The sequence below is a fragment of the Sphingobium sp. RSMS genome (assembly GCF_005406185.4).
In the GTDB taxonomy this organism is placed as follows: Bacteria; Pseudomonadota; Alphaproteobacteria; order Sphingomonadales; family Sphingomonadaceae; genus Sphingobium; species Sphingobium fuliginis.
Window position 1 is genome coordinate 2,378,416 of the sequence record NZ_CM191257.1, and the last position, 16,855, is coordinate 2,395,270.

Annotated in this window: 16 protein-coding genes and 1 tRNA gene; 7 read left to right on the plus strand and 10 right to left on the minus strand. The window is 65.5% G+C overall.

What is annotated here, in order from left to right; translation table 11 throughout:
* Positions 1-91: 91 nt before the first annotated feature.
* Both egtB and egtD read left to right on the plus strand, forming a co-directional pair.
* Entirely contained in the window at positions 92-1,360 is a 1,269-nt protein-coding gene (gene egtB / locus EGM87_RS11450) for an ergothioneine biosynthesis protein EgtB (protein ID WP_044660209.1), read from the plus strand.
* A 4-nt stretch (positions 1,361-1,364) separates the two neighbouring features.
* Positions 1,365-2,321, plus strand: a complete 957-nt coding sequence (gene egtD, locus EGM87_RS11455; protein ID WP_044660210.1) for an L-histidine N(alpha)-methyltransferase — start codon at positions 1,365-1,367, stop codon at positions 2,319-2,321.
* A gap of 70 nt (positions 2,322-2,391) precedes the next feature.
* Here the strand turns inward: egtD and EGM87_RS11460 are convergent, their stop codons facing one another.
* The 5 genes from EGM87_RS11460 to EGM87_RS11480 all read right to left on the minus strand — a co-directional run bounded on the left by EGM87_RS11460 (position 2,392) and on the right by EGM87_RS11480 (position 9,163).
* Positions 2,392-3,447 carry a DUF1176 domain-containing protein gene (locus EGM87_RS11460; protein ID WP_044660211.1) on the minus strand — a complete coding sequence of 352 codons (1,056 nt, stop codon included), beginning with the start codon at positions 3,445-3,447 and terminating at the stop codon, positions 2,392-2,394.
* Between the two features lie 61 nt (positions 3,448-3,508).
* Complete coding sequence (locus EGM87_RS11465; protein ID WP_044660212.1) at positions 3,509-4,831, minus strand: NupC/NupG family nucleoside CNT transporter; 1,323 nt, start codon at positions 4,829-4,831, stop codon at positions 3,509-3,511.
* A gap of 351 nt (positions 4,832-5,182) precedes the next feature.
* Positions 5,183-7,003, minus strand: coding sequence for a translational GTPase TypA (gene typA, locus EGM87_RS11470; protein ID WP_025551654.1), 1,821 nt, complete (start codon positions 7,001-7,003; stop codon positions 5,183-5,185).
* A gap of 121 nt (positions 7,004-7,124) precedes the next feature.
* Positions 7,125-8,831 carry a cation acetate symporter gene (locus EGM87_RS11475; RefSeq protein ID WP_044660213.1) on the minus strand — a complete coding sequence of 569 codons (1,707 nt, stop codon included), beginning with the start codon at positions 8,829-8,831 and terminating at the stop codon, positions 7,125-7,127.
* Positions 8,828-9,163: a DUF485 domain-containing protein gene (locus EGM87_RS11480; protein WP_025551652.1), complete on the minus strand. Its 336-nt coding sequence runs from the start codon at positions 9,161-9,163 to the stop codon at positions 8,828-8,830. Before EGM87_RS11480 ends, EGM87_RS11475 begins: the two co-directional genes overlap by 4 nt.
* A 153-nt stretch (positions 9,164-9,316) precedes the next feature.
* Between EGM87_RS11480 and EGM87_RS11485 the strand changes: the two genes are divergently transcribed.
* The 3 genes from EGM87_RS11485 to EGM87_RS11495 are packed head-to-tail and all read left to right on the plus strand — an operon-like array spanning position 9,317 to position 11,429.
* Positions 9,317-10,540, plus strand: coding sequence for a toxic anion resistance protein (locus EGM87_RS11485; protein ID WP_044660214.1), 1,224 nt, complete (start codon positions 9,317-9,319; stop codon positions 10,538-10,540).
* A 4-nt stretch (positions 10,541-10,544) separates the two neighbouring features.
* Positions 10,545-11,258 (plus strand): hypothetical protein, encoded by a 714-nt coding sequence (locus EGM87_RS11490; protein ID WP_025551648.1) that lies wholly within the window; start codon positions 10,545-10,547, stop codon positions 11,256-11,258.
* 12 nt (positions 11,259-11,270) lie between these two features.
* A complete protein-coding gene (locus EGM87_RS11495) occupies positions 11,271-11,429 on the plus strand; it encodes a hypothetical protein (RefSeq protein WP_167706561.1) in 159 nt (52 codons plus the stop codon).
* Between the two features lie 12 nt (positions 11,430-11,441).
* Here EGM87_RS11495 and EGM87_RS11500 read toward each other — a convergent pair whose 3' ends face one another.
* The 4 genes from EGM87_RS11500 to EGM87_RS11515 all read right to left on the minus strand — a co-directional run bounded on the left by EGM87_RS11500 (position 11,442) and on the right by EGM87_RS11515 (position 14,792).
* Positions 11,442-11,741, minus strand: coding sequence for a PilZ domain-containing protein (locus EGM87_RS11500; protein WP_025551646.1), 300 nt, complete (start codon positions 11,739-11,741; stop codon positions 11,442-11,444).
* Between the two features lie 113 nt (positions 11,742-11,854).
* Positions 11,855-12,589 carry a class I SAM-dependent methyltransferase gene (locus tag EGM87_RS11505; RefSeq protein WP_044660215.1) on the minus strand — a complete coding sequence of 245 codons (735 nt, stop codon included), beginning with the start codon at positions 12,587-12,589 and terminating at the stop codon, positions 11,855-11,857.
* On the minus strand, positions 12,589-13,716 hold the full coding sequence (gene prfB / locus EGM87_RS11510; protein ID WP_044660216.1) for a peptide chain release factor 2: 1,128 nt from the start codon (positions 13,714-13,716) through the stop codon (positions 12,589-12,591). The genes EGM87_RS11505 and prfB overlap by 1 nt, the downstream gene beginning before the upstream one ends.
* 182 nt (positions 13,717-13,898) lie before the next feature.
* Positions 13,899-14,792: an N-formylglutamate amidohydrolase gene (locus EGM87_RS11515; protein WP_044660217.1), complete on the minus strand. Its 894-nt coding sequence runs from the start codon at positions 14,790-14,792 to the stop codon at positions 13,899-13,901.
* Between the two features lie 149 nt (positions 14,793-14,941).
* Between EGM87_RS11515 and cpdR the strand changes: the two genes are divergently transcribed.
* Positions 14,942-15,319 (plus strand): cell cycle two-component system response regulator CpdR, encoded by a 378-nt coding sequence (cpdR, locus tag EGM87_RS11520; RefSeq protein ID WP_025551641.1) that lies wholly within the window; start codon positions 14,942-14,944, stop codon positions 15,317-15,319.
* Here cpdR and EGM87_RS11525 read toward each other — a convergent pair.
* Positions 15,316-16,650, minus strand: coding sequence for a dicarboxylate/amino acid:cation symporter (locus EGM87_RS11525; protein WP_044660218.1), 1,335 nt, complete (start codon positions 16,648-16,650; stop codon positions 15,316-15,318). The genes cpdR and EGM87_RS11525 overlap by 4 nt on opposite strands.
* A gap of 128 nt (positions 16,651-16,778) precedes the next feature.
* Here EGM87_RS11525 and EGM87_RS11530 point away from each other — a divergent pair.
* Positions 16,779-16,853: transfer RNA gene (locus EGM87_RS11530), tRNA-Val, on the plus strand.
* The last annotated feature ends 2 nt before the right edge of the window (positions 16,854-16,855 follow it).

The following is a 16,855-nucleotide window of genomic DNA, read 5'->3' on the forward strand; positions in this document are numbered from 1 at the left end:
CGAAGGACGGCGAAACGGCCCGGCCGGAACCGATCCGCCCCTTCATGCGATTATTCCAGGAGAGCGGCGCAACCGTATCGAAGGGGCATGCATGGCAAGAAGCCGGACCGTACCGAGCCAGATCGACCTCATCACCCGCTATCGCGAGGTCAGGGCGCTGAGCGAAGCGCTTGCCGCGCCGCTGTCCGATGCGGACGCGACGGTCCAGTCCATGCCCGACGCATCCCCCGCCAAATGGCATCTGGCGCATGTAAGCTGGTTCTTCGAAACTTTCGTCCTGCGCGATCATGTGGCGGGCTATGTACCCTTCGATCCGCATTACGCCTATCTTTTCAACAGCTATTATGAGGCCGAAGGTCCACGGCATGCGCGGCCGATGCGGGGCATGCTGACACGGCCGACGCTGGAGGAAATCCGCGCCTATCGCGCCCAAGTCGACGAGGCGCTGACCACCGCCCTGCCGATGCTGATGCCCGATGTGCAGGCGCTGGTGTTGCTGGGCCTTCACCATGAGCAGCAGCATCAGGAACTGCTGCTGACCGACGTGCAGCATCTTCTGTCGCTCAATCCGCTGGAACCGGCGCTGTACGACGCGCCCAATGCGCTGCCTGCGCCCGTCCCCGGCCCTCTCCACTGGATCGAGGGCCGGCAGGGGCTGGTCGAGATCGGCGATGACGGCAAAAGCGATTTTGCCTTCGATTGCGAGACCCCCCGCCACAAGACGGTGCTCCACCCGCATGCCCTGGCGCACAGGCCGATAACCAATGGCGAATGGATCGCCTTCATCGAGGATGGCGGCTATGCCGACGCCGCCCATTGGCTGTCCGACGGCTGGGCATGGGTGCAGGCCGAACGGGTCGAGGCGCCGCTATACTGGCGGCGGGGCGAGCAAGGCTGGACGCGCTTCGGTCTGGACGGTCGCAAGCCGGTCAATACCGCCGCGCCCGTCAGCCATATCAGTCTTTATGAAGCGGATGCCTATGCCCGATGGGCGGGGGCGCGCCTTCCCACCGAGGCGGAATGGGAAAGCGCCGCCCTCAATGTCGCGCCGACCAGCGGGAACCAGTTGGACGGTCCGGCTTGCCCCCGCCCTCGCGCGGCGGATGGCGGCTCCACGCTGACGCAGATGTTCGGGGATGTATGGGAGTGGACGGGCAGCGCCTATCGCCCGCATCCCGGCTTCCGCGCGGCGGACGGCGCGGTGGGCGAATATAATGGCAAGTTCATGTCGGGGCAGTTCGTGCTGAAGGGCGGCAGTTGCGCCACGCCGCGCGGCCATATGCGGGCAAGCTACCGCAATTTCTTCTACCCCCATCAACGCTGGCAGTTCACCGGACTGCGGCTGGCAAAGGATCTTTGACGCGATGCTGCTGACCGAAGATGCCCCGCTGTCCCTGCGCGCGCCTGACCCGGCCTTCCGGCGGGACATTATCGAGGGCCTGTCCCGCGAGCCCAAGGCGACCCCGCCCATCTGGTTCTACGACCGGCGCGGGTCGGAACTGTTCGAAGCGATCACGGACCTGCCGGAATATTATCCGACGCGCACGGAAACCGCCCTGCTGGAACGGCATGGCGCGGATTTCGCCGCCGCCATCGGCGCGGGGCAGGCGGTGGTGGAGTTCGGTGCAGGCAGTTCGCGCAAGACCCCGCATCTGCTGCGCGCCATCGATCCAGCCGCCTATGTGCCGATCGACATCAGCGGCGACTTTCTTCGCGCTTCGAGCGCTGAATTGGCGTCGGCCTTTCCGGGGCTGCCGGTCTTGCCGGTGGTGGGCGACTTCAACGGCGAACTAGCCTTGCCGGCGGCGATAGAGGGGCTGCCGCGCCTCGGCTTCTTCCCCGGGTCGACCATCGGCAATATGGAACCCGATTCGGCGGTGGACCTGTTGCGGGCAATGCGGCGCCTGCTGGGCAAGGACGCGATGCTGCTGATCGGCATGGACCGGATCAAGGACCGTGACCGGCTGGTCGCCGCCTATGACGATGCCGCGGGGGTGACGGCTGCGTTCAACCTCAATCTGATCGCGCGCATCAATCGGGAACTGGAGGGCGACCTGCCGCTGGACGGCTTCCTCCATCGCGCCATCTGGAACGACGACAAGGCCCGGATCGAAATGCATCTGGAGGCGGTGCGGCCGCTTCACTTCCACGTCGCGGGCCAATGCTTCCGCATGGCCGTGGGCGAGACGATCCATACCGAAAGCAGCCACAAATATGGCGCGCGCGACGAAAGGCTGCTGCTGCGCGCCGGGGGATGGGAGCCGGTGCGCGAATGGAGCGATGCGGACGAGCTGTTCTCGCTGATATTGGCAGAAGCCTAAGGGGCGATTTCCAGGCGCGAAAAAAGAAGCCAGGGCGGCGGCACGGCGAATCGACAGGAAATTCCGGCCTTCAGTCCGTCACTTTGGCCGACCATGTGGTGATCCAGTGCCAGGCGCCGCGGCATTCCCCCATCGCACTCGCCTCTACCAGGCGGAAGCGCGAACCGTCCCAGACATAGGTTTCACTACCCCCGCAATCGCCCAGGCCCCGGCCCTTGGCATAGCTTTGCAAGGTGGAGGTCTCCGGCGCCCAGCCTGCATTGACCAGCATGGGATGGCCGGCCTCCTCGCTCCAGCCCGGCTGATAGTCGAAGCCGGCGAAGCGGAAGGTTCGGCGGCCGGGAATGCCGGTGGCGATCGCGGGGACGAATGTGAAATTATAGGCCCCGGCGCCGCAGGGCACCAGAACCAGCGTCTCGGTCTTCGACAGCCGGTGCAACTCGGGAGGAGAGGATGCGCCCCTCATCTCGTCGGCGCAACCCGTGAAGGTGCCGAGTGCCGTCAGTTCCTCCCGCCAGAGCGCGGGCGGCTGCGCGCCGCCGGGTACGGCTGCGCGCCGGATCGTGGGGATGGCAGGCGCGGGACGCACGGCGCTGCGTGCGAGCGGTCCCGTCGCGACGAGGGCCGCCATGGTGCCCGCCCTGCCCTGCTTCGCATCCATATAACGGAGCGCAGCGGTCAAGCCGGCGAGCGACGGACGGTCGATCGCCCTCGCGCCGGCGCGGATCTCCATGCGTCCGCCCTTCGCCATGGCAATGGCCAGTGCGGACGCCTGCGGCCCTTCCAGGCTGGCTTCGCCGTCCACGCTCGCCACGCGGGCAAGCTTTCGCCCGTCGATCAGGAAGTCCAGCGCCTCCCGGCCCTTTGCGTCCCGGCTGACCCGGATTTCGGGATCGGCGTCGGCCCCCGCCCCTCGCGCGATCCCCAGCATGACCGGCGCATCGGGCCAGTCGCCGCCTTCTGGCAGCAGCGAGACTGCCTCGCACCGGTTGCCGTTGTCGCAACCGATGGTCCAGTCCTTGTAGCTTTCCAGCCTGCCCGGCTTCGGCGCTTGCGCCCCAGCCGGCGCCGCTGCCATCACCACCGACAGCATGGCCGTCAGTCCGAATATGCGTTTCGCCCCCATGCGTTAACCATAGCCGATCCTGCCAGCGACGGGTAGAACTTTCGTTATAGAATCGGAACGATCATCGCAGGCTGAGCATCAGGCCCGCCAGCGCCGCGCTCATCAGATTGGCGAGGCTGCCCGCCACCAGCGCCTTTAGCCCCAGCCGGGCGATCACCGGCCGCTGGTTGGGCGCGAGATTGCCGGTGACGGCCATCTGGATCGCGATCGAACTGAAATTGGCGAAGCCGCAGAGCGCGAAGGTGACGATGGCGACGGTCGCCGGCGACAGCGCGCCCTGCGCCTGGCCGAGATTGATATAGGCGACGAACTCGTTGAGCACGACCTTGGTGCCGAACAGCCCGCCCGCGATCTGCGCCTCATTCCAGGGAATGTTGAGCAGATACATGACCGGAGAGAAGAGATAGCCGAGCAGTTGCTGGAAGCTGAGGTCGGGATAGCCGAACCAGCCGCCGACGCCGCCGAGGATGCCGTTCGCCAGCGCCACCAGCGCCACGAAGGCCAGCACCATGGCGCCGACCGCGACGGCCAGCTTCACCCCGGTCTGCGCGCCCTGGGCTGCGGCCATGATGAGGTTGGCGGGCTTTTCCTCGTCATGGGTGGCGGGCGGCATCGGTTCGCCCGGCGTTCCCCCCGGCAGCAGCGCGGCGGGGCCGGTGTCGCCGATCCGGCTTTCGGGCAGGACGACTTCGGGATGATCGCCCAGGGGGAGTTCGGGCTCGCGCTCCGGCTCGTCGGGCATCATGATCTTCGCCATCAGCAGGCCGCCGGGCGCGGACATGAAGCTGGCCGCCAGCAGATAGTCGATCTTGATCCCCATCGAGGCATAGGCGGCCAGGATCGTGCCCGCGACGCCCGCCATGCCGCTGGTCATGACGGCGAAGAGTTGGGGCGGGGTCAGGCCCGCCAGATAGGGGCGGATGACGAGCGGGCTCTCGCTCTGCCCCACGAAGATATTGGCGGCGGCGCAGAGGCTTTCGACCTTGGACACGCCCGTCACCTTCTCGATCGCGCCGCCGACCCAGCGCACGATCTGCTGCATGATGCCCAGATGATAGAGGATCGACACCAGGCTGGCGAAGAAGATGATGACAGGCAGCGCGGCGATGGCGAAGCTCGCGCCGCCGATCTCCGGTTTCGCGAGCGGGCCGAAGATGAAGTCCGTTCCCGCCTGCGCATAGCCGAGCAGATTGGCGACGCCGTGCGACATACCCGCGATCACGGCGCGCCCGGCGGGGGCATAGAGCACCAGCAGCGCAATGCCCGCCTGCAGCAGGAAAGCCGCGCCCACGACGCGAAGCCGGATGGCGCGGCGGTCGGAGGAAAGGGCGAAGGCAATGGCAAGGATCAGCGCGATACCGGCTAGGCCAATGAGAAGATGCATGAAAAGCTTTCGCGGGAAGAACGAACGGCGCGACCATAGAGACGCCGCAACGGCGAGGCCAGTAGCTTTACGCCAGTAACTTTACGATGGTGCAAATGCGTTTGGGCGAGATGTCCGGGTGGATTGCGGACATTCCCCCTCCCGCAGGCGGGAGGGGGTTAGGGGGTGGGCTGACGCGGCATCTGCGCTGTTTTGCAACGGCTAAGTCAGAAGCTCGCTACGCTCGCGCCCACCCCTAACCCCTCCCGCCTGCGGGAGGGGAATGTCTTGGATTGGCCATCGTCAGACTCCCGAAGCAAAAAGGGCCGGCGTCTCGCGACGCCGGCCCTTTTCTCATCCATCGAAATCCGGTCAGGCGGCAGCCTTGGCCCGCGACATGCGCTTGCGCTCGTTCGGGTCGAGATAGCGCTTGCGCAGGCGGATATTCTTCGGCGTCACCTCGACCATTTCATCGTCGTCGATATAGGCGATGGCCTGTTCCAGCGTCATCTTCCAGGGCGGGGTCAGGCGGATGCTGTCGTCCTTGCCCGAAGCGCGGAAGTTGGTCAGCGCCTTCGACTTCATCGGGTTGACTTCCAGGTCTTCCGGCTTGGCGTTCTGGCCGATGATCATGCCTTCGTAGAGCGCCTCGCCCACCCCGACCATCAATATGCCGCGTTCTTCCAGCGGGCCAAGGGCGTAGGCCACAGCCTCGCCCGCGCCGTTGGAGATCAGCACGCCATTCTTGCGGCCTTCGATATTGCCCTTGTGCGGGCCGTATTTTTCGAACAGCCGGTTCATGATGCCGGTGCCGCGCGTGTCGGACAGGAATTCGCCATGATAGCCGATCAGGCCGCGCGAGGGCGCCGAGAAGGTGATGCGGGTCTTGCCGCCGCCCGATGGGCGCATGTCGGTCATTTCCGCCTTGCGCTGGTTCATCTTGTCGACGACCGTGCTGGAAAATTCATCGTCCACGTCGATGACGACGGTTTCATAGGGTTCGGTCTTGTTGCCGTTCTCATCCTCGCCGAACAGCACGCGGGGGCGGGAGATGCCGAGTTCGAAGCCTTCGCGGCGCATGGTTTCGATGAGGACGCCAAGCTGGAGTTCGCCGCGACCGGCAACTTCGAAGCTGTCCTTGTCGGCCGATTCGGTCACCTTGATCGCGACGTTGGATTCGGCTTCGCGCATCAGGCGGTCGCGGATCATGCGGCTCGTCACCTTGCTGCCTTCGCGGCCCGCCATGGGCGAATCGTTCACCGCAAAGCGCATCGACAGGGTCGGCGGATCGATCGGCTGGGCCTTGATCGCGGTGTTGATCGACGGATCGGCGATGGTGTTCGCCACGGTGGCGACGGTCAGGCCCGCAAGGCTGATGATGTCGCCCGCCTTCGCCTCTTCCACCGGCACGCGGTCCAGTCCACGGAAGGACAGGATCTTCGAGGCGCGGCCGGTTTCCAGCACATTGCCGTCGGCGTCGATGGCGTGGATCGGCTGGTTGACCTTCAGCGTGCCGGAATTGACCCGGCCGGTCAGGATGCGGCCCAGGAAGTTGTCGCGGTCGAGCAGCGTCACCAGGAAGCTGAACGGCGCATCTTCGTCCAGCGCCGGAGGCGGCACATGGTCGACGATCTTCTGGAACAGCGGCTCCAGCGTGCCCGAACGCAGCGACGGGTCTTCATTGGCATAGCCGTTGCGGCCCGACGCATAGAGCACCGGGAAGTCGAGCTGCTCGTCGGTGGCGTCCAGCGTCACGAACAGGTCGAACACCTCGTCCAGCACTTCCTGGATGCGTTCGTCCGGGCGGTCGATCTTGTTGACGACGACGATGGGGCGAAGACCCAGGGCCAGCGCCTTGCCGGTCACGAACTTGGTCTGCGGCATCGCGCCTTCCGACGAATCGACCAGCAGGATCACGCCGTCGACCATGGACAGGATGCGCTCCACCTCGCCGCCGAAGTCGGCGTGGCCGGGCGTGTCGACGATGTTGATGCGGGTGCCGTTCCATTCGACCGAGGTGGGCTTCGCCAGGATGGTGATGCCGCGTTCCTTTTCCAGGTCGTTCGAATCCATCGCCCGTTCCTCGACGCGCTGGTTGTCGCGGAAGGTGCCGGACTGGCGGAAAAGCTGGTCGACGAGCGTGGTCTTGCCATGGTCGACGTGCGCGATGATCGCGATGTTACGCAGGGACATGCAACTGCCTTCGGGATTTAAGGTTTCCCGGCCGGCACCGCGCCTGCTCAGGACTATCGGGCGCGCCCCTACAGGAAATGACGCGCTGCGGCAAGGGCGGCGCGACGGCCGGCGGAAGCGTTCAGTGGTCCGACGCGGCGAAGGCGCCGATCCCCGTTTCCGCCCGCACCCGCTGCGCCGGATAGCCCGCCTTGTCCACCGCCGCGCGGGGCGAGCGGTCGAGCAGCGAGATCAGCCAGATCGAAAGGAAACCCGCCGGAACCGAAAAGATCGCCGCCGAGCTGTACGGAAAAGGCGCCGGTCCCAGATCGAAGGTGGCCGTCCAGACCGCGGGGGACAGCAGGGTCAGCACGAAGGCGGTCAGCAAGCCGATGGTCCCGCCCCATGCCGCGCCACGGGTGGTGCACCCGCTCCAGAGCAGCGAGAGGATCAGCACCGGGAAATTGCCCGACGCCGCCAGCGCGAAGGCAAGGCTGACCATGAACGCCACATTCTGCTTCTCGAACACCAGCCCCAACAGCACCGCCAGCGCGCCCAGCGCCAGCGTGGTCAACCGCGACACGCGCAGTTCGTCCGCCGAACCCGCCCGGCCATGTTTGAACACCGTGGCGTAGAGATCATGGCTGACCGCCGACGCCGCCGAGAGCGTCAGCCCCGCCACCACGGCGAGGATGGTCGCGAAGGCCACCGCCGAAATGAAGCCCAGAAAGGCATTGCCGCCGATCGCATGGGCCAGATGGATCGCCGCCATGTTGCCGCCGCCGCGCAGCGCGCCCTCCCCGTCCAGATAGCTGGGCTCCGTTCCCACCAGCACGATCGCGCCGAAACCGATGATGAAGGTCAGGATGTAGAAATAGCCGATCCACCCGGTCGCCCAGAGCACCGACTTGCGCGCTTCCTTCGCATCCGGAACGGTGAAGAAACGCATCAATATGTGCGGCAGGCCCGCCGTCCCCAGCATCAGCGCGAGGCCGAAGGAAATGGCCGAGACGGGGTCCTTGATGAAATTGCCCGGCGCCATGATGGACCGCCCCCGTTCCGCCGCTTCGGCCATGGTCGCCCCGCCGGACAGGGCGGCCTGGCGCTTCACCTCCACCGCGCGGGCGAACAGCGCTTCAAGGCTGAAGCCCATCTGCGCCAGCACCATCAGCGCCATGAAGCTGGCGCCGCCCAGCAGCAGCACCGCCTTGATGATCTGCACCCAGGTCGTCGCGCGCATGCCGCCGAACAGGACATAGAGCATCATCAGCGCGCCGACGATCACCACCGCCACGGCATAGGGCAGGCCGAACAATAATTTGATGAGCTGCCCCGCCCCCACCATCTGCGCGATCAGGTAGAAGCTGACGACCAACAGCGTGCTGACCGCCGCGAAGCTACGCACCGGCGGCTGGGCGAAGCGGTAGGAGGCGACATCGGCAAAGGTGAAGCGCCCAAGATTGCGAAGCCGTTCCGCCATCAGGAACAGCAGGATCGGCCAGCCGACCAGAAATCCGGTGGAATAGATCAGACCGTCATAGCCGTCGTTGAAGATCTGCGCCGAAATGCCGAGGAAGGAGGCCGCCGACATATAGTCGCCTGCCATGGCGAGACCGTTCTGGAAACCGCTGATCCCGCCCCCCGCCGTATAGAAATCGGAAGCGGTACGGGTGCGCGCCGCCGCCGCCTTGGTGATCCAGAGCGTCAGCCCGACAAAGGCGACGAACATGAGGATCGCGACCCAGTTGACGGGCTGGCGCTGCGCCTCCCCCTCCAGCGCCGCTGCGAACGCGGGGAGCGGGAGAAGCATGATGGAGGCGGTGGCAAGCGCGGCAAGCCAAGCCTTCATGCGACGCGATCCTGGAAGCCGTGGTCGATCAGGAGGGCCGCCATCCGGGCGTCATGGTGGCGGTTGGCATAGGCGACATAAACGCCGGTCAGCGCAATCGCGAGCAGGATGAGGCCAAGCCCGACCGGAATGCCGATCGACGTCACGCCCGGGCCGACGGGCATGCCCAGCAGCGCCTTGTCGAAGGCGATCAGCAACAGATAACCGACGAAAGCGAAGAAGATGATGGCGGACAACAGCCAGCCGATCTTCGCCCGACGCGCCACCAGCCGGGCATAGCGCGGATCGGCCGCCACGGCTGCGATCCTCTGTTCGTCCGGTCCGTCGCTCATGCGCCCTCCTTCGTCCTTTCGGCCATGCTAGCCGCGCGCCGGGCGATTGCAATGGCAAGCGCGGAGGCTTTATAGCTCGCATCATGGACTTGCGGGCCAACTGTTCTATGCACATATAACAGTTCGAACCGCCCTTGGCCCCTGGGAGATGACATGGCTTCGACCGCGCCGACCGCCACCGCCACGACCTCTGGCGACACGCTGAACCTGACGCCGCCCGACCCGGTGCCGCCGGTCGCGCCCGAAAAGGCCGCCGGGCTGGTGCCGCTGGATGACGAGAAACGGTCGAAGCTGGACGAGAAGGTCGATGCCTTCATCGACGATCTGGTCGCGCAGGACGCCAATTCGCCCGAATTCGGCCAGCGGGTCGACCAGCTCACCAATATGGGGCGCAAGGAAATCGCGGAGGCGGCCGGGCACAGCAACCGATTCCTCGACCGGCCGGTGCGGGCGATGGACAGCGACAACAAGGTCGGCGTCGACCTGGCGGAGCTGCGCCGGACCATCGAGGATCTCGACCCCGGCAAGCGCGGCAGCCTGACCGCGCCGAAGAAGCTGTTCGGCCTCATCCCCTTCGGCAACCGGATGCGCGACTATTTCGACAGCTACAAGAGCGCGCAGAGCCATATCAATTCGATCCTGGGCTCCCTCGCCAGCGGCAAGGACGTGCTGATCAAGGACAATGCCGCGATCGATGTAGAGCGGCAGAATATGTGGCAGACGATGGGCCGTCTGGAGCAGATGATCCACATCAGCAAGACGCTCGACGCCCGGCTGGAAGCCAAGGCGCTGGAACTGGATTCGACCGACGCCGCGAAAGCCAAGGCGATCCGGGAGAGCGCGCTCTTCTACATCCGCCAGCGCACGCAGGACCTGCTGACGCAGATGGCGGTGACGGTGCAGGGCTATCTGGCGCTGGACCTCGTCAAGAAGAACAATGTCGAGCTGGTGAAGGGCGTCGACCGCGCCAGCACCACGACCGTCGCCGCGCTGCGCACCGCCGTCACCGTGGCGCAGGCGCTGGTCGGGCAGAAGCTGGTGCTGGAACAGATCACCGCGCTCAACACGACGACCGCGAACATGATCGATTCGACCGGCGAGATGCTGAAGAACCAGACGGCGCAGATTCACGAGCAGGCCGCATCCAGCACCATTCCCATCGAGACGCTGCAACGCGCCTTTCAGAATATCTACGACACGATGGACAATATCGACACGTTCAAGCTGAAGGCGCTGGAGAATATGAAGACGACGGTGAACACGCTGTCGAACGAGGTCGAGAAGTCCAAGGGCTATATCGCGCGCGCCGAAGGGCAGGCGCAGGCGGCAAGCCAGGCCCGTGCCGACAATCCGTTGCTGAGTTCCATCGAGGCGTGAGGGGATGAGCCGTTCCGACCGCGTGCTGGCCGATGCGGAGGCGGTTCTGCGCCGCCATAGCGAGCGCGGGCAAAGCCTGTCGGCGCGGGCCCGGCAGCGGCGCAACGCGGCGCTGATGCGGAAGGTCAAATATGCCTTCTGGGCGGTGACTGCGGTCCTGATCGGCAGCGCAGTGGCGGGTTTCGTGACCCCGCTGGGCACGACCGGGGTGATGATCGCGCTGGGGGCGATGCTGGCGGCCCTGCTGCTGGTCGCCATGCTTCCCGGCGAAAAAAGGGTGCGGACAGAGGCGCTGGCGGATACGGCGCTCACCGCCCTGCCCCTGCAAACCGAAATCTGGCTGGAGAATCAGCGCAAGGCCCTGCCCGCGCCGGCCGTCACGCTGGTCGACAGCATCGGCGTCAAGCTGGAAACCCTGGCGCCGCAACTCGAACGGCTGGGCGATCAGGACCCGGCGGCGCAGGAAATCCGCAAATTGCTGGCCGATCACCTGCCCGAACTCGTCACCGGCTACCAATCCATTCCCGAGCCGCTTCGGCGGGAGGAGCGCAATGGGCGCGTTCCCGAACGGCAATTGATCGACGGACTGGGCGTGATCGACGCGGAAATCGCGCGGATGAGCGAAAATCTGGCGAGCGGCGACCTCGACAAGCTGGCGGTGCAGAACCGCTTCCTGGAACTCAAATATCAGGAAGCGAAGGAACTTGGGCAGGACTGACGTCTTCCTACAGTGATGATCCATTTGACGCTGATCATCGTCGATTTCCTCACCGGACTGCTGGCGGCCGGCGCCTGGGCGCTGGCGAGCGCGGGCGGAGCCATTGCGGCGCTTGTCGGCGGCGGACTGCTGGGCGCGTCGCTGTTCCGGAAATGGCGGCAAAAGGGCTGAAGGCAAGGGGTGTCAGACGCCTTCGATCAGCACATCCATGGCATGGCGGGTCAAAGGTTCGCTGAAACGTATGCCGAAGCGCTTGCCCTCGGCCCACATGACGCGACCGCTCGCCTGCACGCCCAATGCCTCGACCATGAGGTAGGTGCCGGTCGTCGGCGGGGTTTCGCAATGGGCCAGCGCGCCCGAGCTGGAAAGGTCCAGAAAATGGGCCCGCGCCGCCGTGCCGCCGAAACGCAGCGCAACCGGCCCGAACATCTTGTGGCGCGGGTCGAGCCGCCGCTGCCCCGCGGCGCCAGTCAGGTCTGTCATATCCTGCCCTCTCCCCAAGGCATCAGGTCGTCCAATGGTCAACGCATCATAGAATCGCTGGCAGCGCATTAACCATAATCCGCGCCAAGAAAAGCCTCCCGGCGACAGGAAGGTCAGGACCGAAGGGCGCAGGGAACGATGGAGGAAGGTTCGGGCCGGGCTGCGATGCGCTTGAACCGGGCGAAATAGCCCCCGGCCGTCGGCTTCGGGATGAGTTCCTCCAGCCGGAACCCCATGGCGGCCAGTTCGCAGGCGAGCAGGCGCGGCGGCGTTCCATGCTGGTCGGTCGGGCGGTTGGCGTCGACCACGATCAGTTCGCCATCCGGCTTGAGCGCGGGACTCAAATGCCAGAGAAAGGCGTAGGGCTCCGCGATCTCATGGTACATATGCACCATGAGGATACGGTCGAAGCTGTTTTCCGGCAGCTTCGGGTCCTCCGGCGCGCCCAGACGGACGCTGACATTGCGCCAGTCCTCCCGGGTGATGCGCCGGGACAGGGCCTCGATCACTTCGGGCATGATGTCCTCCGCCAGGACCCGGCCGCTGTCGCCCACCCTCCTGGCGAGGCGAACCGTATAATAGCCTTCGCCCGCGCCGATGTCCGCGACCGTCATGCCGGTGCGGATGCCGGCCCGGTTCATGATGTCCTCCGCCTCGTTCACCCGGTCGCGCGCCTCCTCGCTGGACCAGCGGGTGGACACGATCGGCGCGACCGGGCGGTCGGCGCGCGGAAAGGCGCGAGCGCCTGCCGGGCGGTCGCCATTGCCGTCCGACGAAAACGGGCCGCAGCCCGCCAGCAGGAACAGGCATGCTGTCAGTGTTCCGGCCGCCAGCGCCGGAGCTTTCATCAGTCGACGTCCTCCACATCGACCTTCTCGCCCGTCACCTTCTGGCTGAGCGCGGCGGCCATGAAGGGATCGAGCGCGCCGTCCAGCACATCGTCGGGCGAGGTGGAGGTGACGCCCGTGCGCAGATCCTTCACGAGCTGATAGGGCTGGAGCACATAGGAGCGGATCTGGTGGCCCCAGCCGATCTCCGTCTTGGCCTGATATTCGCCCGAGGCGGCTTCTTCGCGGCGGCGCAGTTCCGCTTCGTAAAGGCGCGCCTTCAGCATGTTCATGGCCGTGGCGCGGTTCTTGTGCTGCGACCGGTCATTCTGGCTGGCGACGATGATGCCCGAGGGGACGTGGGTGATGCGGACGGCGGAGTCGGTGGTGTTGACGTGCTGCCCGCCCGCGCCCGAGGCGCGATAAGTGTCGATCTTGAGGTCGCTTTCATTCACCTCTATCTCGATATTGTCGTCGATCACCGGATAGACCCAGACCGACGAGAAGCTGGTGTGGCGGCGCGCCGAACTGTCATAGGGGCTGATGCGCACCAGCCGGTGCACCCCGCTTTCGGTCTTGGCATAGCCATAGGCATTCTCGCCCTTGAACAGGAAGGTGGCGGACTTGATGCCGGCCTGATCGCCCGCCTGATAGTCGACCAGTTCGACCTTGTAGCCGCGCCGTTCCGCCCAGCGGCGGTACATGCGGCTGAGCATCTCCGCCCAGTCCTGGCTTTCCGTGCCGCCCGCGCCCGCGTGGATTTCCAGATAGGTGTCGCTGGCGTCGGCCTCGCCCGCCAGCAGCGCCTTGATCTTGTCCTCGTCCGCGCGGTCGGCCAGCGCCTTCAGCGACGCGATGGCTTCGGTCACCATATCCTCATCGCCTTCGGCGTCGGCCATTTCGATGAGTTCGGCGGTGTCGGTCTTCTCGCTCTCGATCGCGCGGGTGGCGCCGATGGCGGCGTCCAGCCGGGTGCGTTCGCGCATCACTTCCTGGGCGAGCTTCTGATTGTCCCAGAGGGTCGGGTCCTCGACGCGGGCGTTCAGTTCGTCGAGGCGGCGCAGGGCGCGGTCCCAGTCGAGGAAGCGGCGCAGCAGGTCCAGCGCGGCGTCGATGCGGTCGATATATTGCTGCGCTTCGGCGCGCATGGGAACTCTCCAGAATGTCGGGGCGCTTGGCCGTAGGATCGGCAAACGCATCAAGTGCCTGCCCCTATCCGAGGGCGGCGGATTTGGGAAGATTCAATCCTTGCCGGCGAATGCGCAAGGATCGGATGGAATCAGGCCGAATCCGCCGCTGTCGCAGCCCCGCCTGAAATCATCCCCGCCCATCACTCCGCCGCCATCGCATAGTTCGAGCGCGGCAGTTCATGCGCCAATGCATTCACCATGGCAGCCACCACCTGCTGCAAACGGGCAAGCCCCGGTCCCGGCTGGTCCAGCGAGACGTCCAGATAGAGGCTCCGGTCGCATTCCACCTGGATCGCATAACAGCCATGCGTCGGCCTGCCGTGGCGTTCGACCATATGGTCGCCCGCATAAGGATGATTTTGCGCGACGGCGATGCCGTGGGCGGCGGCGACATCCGCTGCCAGCGTCATCAGCCGAGCCGAGGCGCTGCGGCCGAATCGGTCCCCCAGCACGAGTCCGGGAGCAACCTGCCCCGCGGTGGGCGGGGGAAGCGGTGGCATGGAATGCAGGTCGATCAGGATCGCATGGCCATGGGCATCCCGCGCCGTCCGCATCAATCGCGCGAGCGTCGCATGATAGGGCCTGTGGAACAATTCGATCCGGCGTTCGACCTCCGCCCAGCCCAGCGAGCGCTGCCATAGCTCATGCGCGCCTGGCAAGCGGCGCGGGATCAGGCCAAGCCCGCCCCGCAATTTGGCGCTGCTCTGCAGGGGGACGTCGCGCGGAATGCCGCTGACCATGCCTGCGTCGATCTCCCGCTCATGCCGGTTGAGGTCGATCGTCGCTCGCGGCACCCGCGCCACCAGCACCGGAACGCCCCGTTCGATCAGCGGATAGGCCAGCATGTCCGCCCAGCGATCCTCCAGCCTTTGCAGCACATCCCGCCGCACCCGCGCCTGTGCCAGCAGCCCCTCGTCATAATCCCGCCCCGCATGCGGCACGGAAACGACCACCGGCCCGGCGGGGACGTCGGGTTCGTAAAGATCGTAGGCGGGCGTGGTTTCGGTCGGAACCGGCGGCGCGCTATGTCCCAAGCAAGATCCTTTCACAGGCCGCCGCCCAAAAATGGTTACTCGGCTGGATAATATTTACACCTTGTCGCATATATAGTCGCTTCACGCCATCCGCGAAGGGGGCGATCAGGGGTCGGCCGTCACAGGCCTGGGACGAGACGTACGGGGCAATGGTTCGAATTCTGCTGGCGGAAGATGATGAAAGCATGCGCGCCTATCTGGCCCGCGCGCTGGAACGTTCAGGATATGAAGTCGTCTCCGTCTCCACCGGAGCGCAGGCGGTGCCGCATATCGACAGCGACCGGTTCGACCTGCTGCTGACCGACATCGTCATGCCGGAAATGGATGGGATCGAACTGGCCCAGCATGCCGCCGCCGTGGCGCCCGACATGCGAATCATGTTCATCACCGGCTTTGCCGCCGTCACGCTGAAAGCGGGCAAGGCCGTGCCGCAGGCGAAGGTCCTGTCAAAGCCGTTTCACCTGCGCGACCTGGTGCTGGAGGTCGAGCGCATGTTCGGCACCGAAAGCCTGACCGGCCTCAGCTAGGCCGAGACAACCTCTTCCATATCGGGCGTCGGCGGCAGGGGCTGCCCGGCCATGGCGGCCGCGAACCGTTCCCGGTCCAGCCCCTTTTCCCAAACCGACACCACCACCGTCGCGACCGCATTGCCGATGAAATTGGTGAGGCTGCGGCATTCGCTCATGAAGCGGTCGACGCCCAGGATCAGCGTCATGCCCGCCACCGGCACCGAGGGCACGATGGAAAGCGTCGCTGCGAGCGTGATGAACCCCGCCCCCGTGACGCCTGCGGCCCCCTTGCTGGAAAGCATGGCGACCAGCAGCAGCAATATCTGCTCCTCCAGGCTCAGATGCACATTGGTCGCCTGCGCGATGAACAGCGCCGCCAGCGTCATGTAGATATTCGTGCCGTCCAGGTTGAAGCTGTAGCCGGTCGGCACCACCAGCCCGACCACCGACTTGCGGCACCCGGCGCGCTCCATCTTCTCGATCAGGCTCGGCAGCGCCGCTTCGGAGGAGGAGGTGCCGAGCACCAGCAGCAGTTCCGCCTTCAGGTAGCGGATCAGATGCAGGATGTTGAACCCGGCGAGCCGCGCCACCACGCCCAGCACCACCAGCACGAACAATATCGATGTCAGATAGAAGGTCGCCACCAGCCCGGCCAGATTGGCGAGCGCCCCCACCCCATATTTTCCGATGGTGAAGGCCATCGCGCCGAAAGCACCCAGCGGCGCCGCCTTCATCAGGAAGGACACCAGCTTGAAGATCGCATGGCTGGCCGATTCCAGCACCGTCATCAGCGGATCGGCCCTTTCCCCGATCATGGTGAGCGCGATGCCGAACAGGATGGCGACGAACAACACCTGCAGGATATTATGTCCATCCGCCACGGCGGAGACCAGCGTGCCGGGTATGATGTCCAGCAGGAAACCCGTGAGCGTTCGGTCATGCGCCTGCTGCTGATATTGCGCGACCTTCCCGGCATCCAGCGTCGCCGGGTCGATATTGAGGCCTGCCCCCGGATGGACGACATTGGCGACGATCAACCCGACGATCAGCGCCAGGGTGGAAAAGGTCAGGAAATAGGCGAAGGCCTTGGCCGCGACACGGCCGATCGCGCCCAGCTCCTTCATCCCCGCCACGCCGGTCACGATGGTGAGGAAGATGACGGGCGCGATGATCATCTTGACCAGCTTGATGAAGGCTTCGCCCAGGGGCTGTAGCGCGACGCCGGTTTCGGGAAAGAAATGCCCGATCCCAACGCCAAGGGCGATGGCGATCAGCACCTGAACATAAAGCTGGCGGTAGAATGGCAGGCGGGCGATGGGCTGATCAGACGGCGTGGGCGATGGCAGCATGGCGTTTGGCGTCCCCTTTTCGCACCGCAACATATGACCTGCCGGGCTGCTGTCCAGAAGAATAGCGGCAAGGCTCAATTTCCCGCTTGCGCTCCCTTACACCCCCGGCTATTGGCCCACTCCACCGTGGGCGTGTAGCTCAGTGGTAGAGCACTGTGTTGACATCGCAGGGGTCGCAAGTTCAATCCTTGCCACGCCCACCATC

What these genes read in the sequence shown, in the direction of transcription:
- egtB (WP_044660209.1), top strand. Translation starts at nt 92, where the DNA reads ATGGCAAGAAGCCGGACCGTACCGAGCCAGATCGACCTCATCACCCGC.
- egtD (WP_044660210.1), top strand. Translation starts at nt 1,365, where the DNA reads ATGCTGCTGACCGAAGATGCCCCGCTGTCCCTGCGCGCGCCTGACCCG.
- EGM87_RS11460 (WP_044660211.1), bottom strand. Translation starts at nt 3,447, where the DNA reads ATGGGGGCGAAACGCATATTCGGACTGACGGCCATGCTGTCGGTGGTG.
- EGM87_RS11465 (WP_044660212.1), bottom strand. Translation starts at nt 4,831, where the DNA reads ATGCATCTTCTCATTGGCCTAGCCGGTATCGCGCTGATCCTTGCCATT.
- typA (WP_025551654.1), bottom strand. Translation starts at nt 7,003, where the DNA reads ATGTCCCTGCGTAACATCGCGATCATCGCGCACGTCGACCATGGCAAG.
- EGM87_RS11475 (WP_044660213.1), bottom strand. Translation starts at nt 8,831, where the DNA reads ATGAAGGCTTGGCTTGCCGCGCTTGCCACCGCCTCCATCATGCTTCTC.
- EGM87_RS11480 (WP_025551652.1), bottom strand. Translation starts at nt 9,163, where the DNA reads ATGAGCGACGGACCGGACGAACAGAGGATCGCAGCCGTGGCGGCCGAT.
- EGM87_RS11485 (WP_044660214.1), top strand. Translation starts at nt 9,317, where the DNA reads ATGGCTTCGACCGCGCCGACCGCCACCGCCACGACCTCTGGCGACACG.
- EGM87_RS11490 (WP_025551648.1), top strand. Translation starts at nt 10,545, where the DNA reads ATGAGCCGTTCCGACCGCGTGCTGGCCGATGCGGAGGCGGTTCTGCGC.
- EGM87_RS11500 (WP_025551646.1), bottom strand. Translation starts at nt 11,741, where the DNA reads ATGACAGACCTGACTGGCGCCGCGGGGCAGCGGCGGCTCGACCCGCGC.
- EGM87_RS11505 (WP_044660215.1), bottom strand. Translation starts at nt 12,589, where the DNA reads ATGAAAGCTCCGGCGCTGGCGGCCGGAACACTGACAGCATGCCTGTTC.
- prfB (WP_044660216.1), bottom strand. Translation starts at nt 13,716, where the DNA reads ATGCGCGCCGAAGCGCAGCAATATATCGACCGCATCGACGCCGCGCTG.
- cpdR (WP_025551641.1), top strand. Translation starts at nt 14,942, where the DNA reads ATGGTTCGAATTCTGCTGGCGGAAGATGATGAAAGCATGCGCGCCTAT.
- EGM87_RS11525 (WP_044660218.1), bottom strand. Translation starts at nt 16,650, where the DNA reads ATGCTGCCATCGCCCACGCCGTCTGATCAGCCCATCGCCCGCCTGCCA.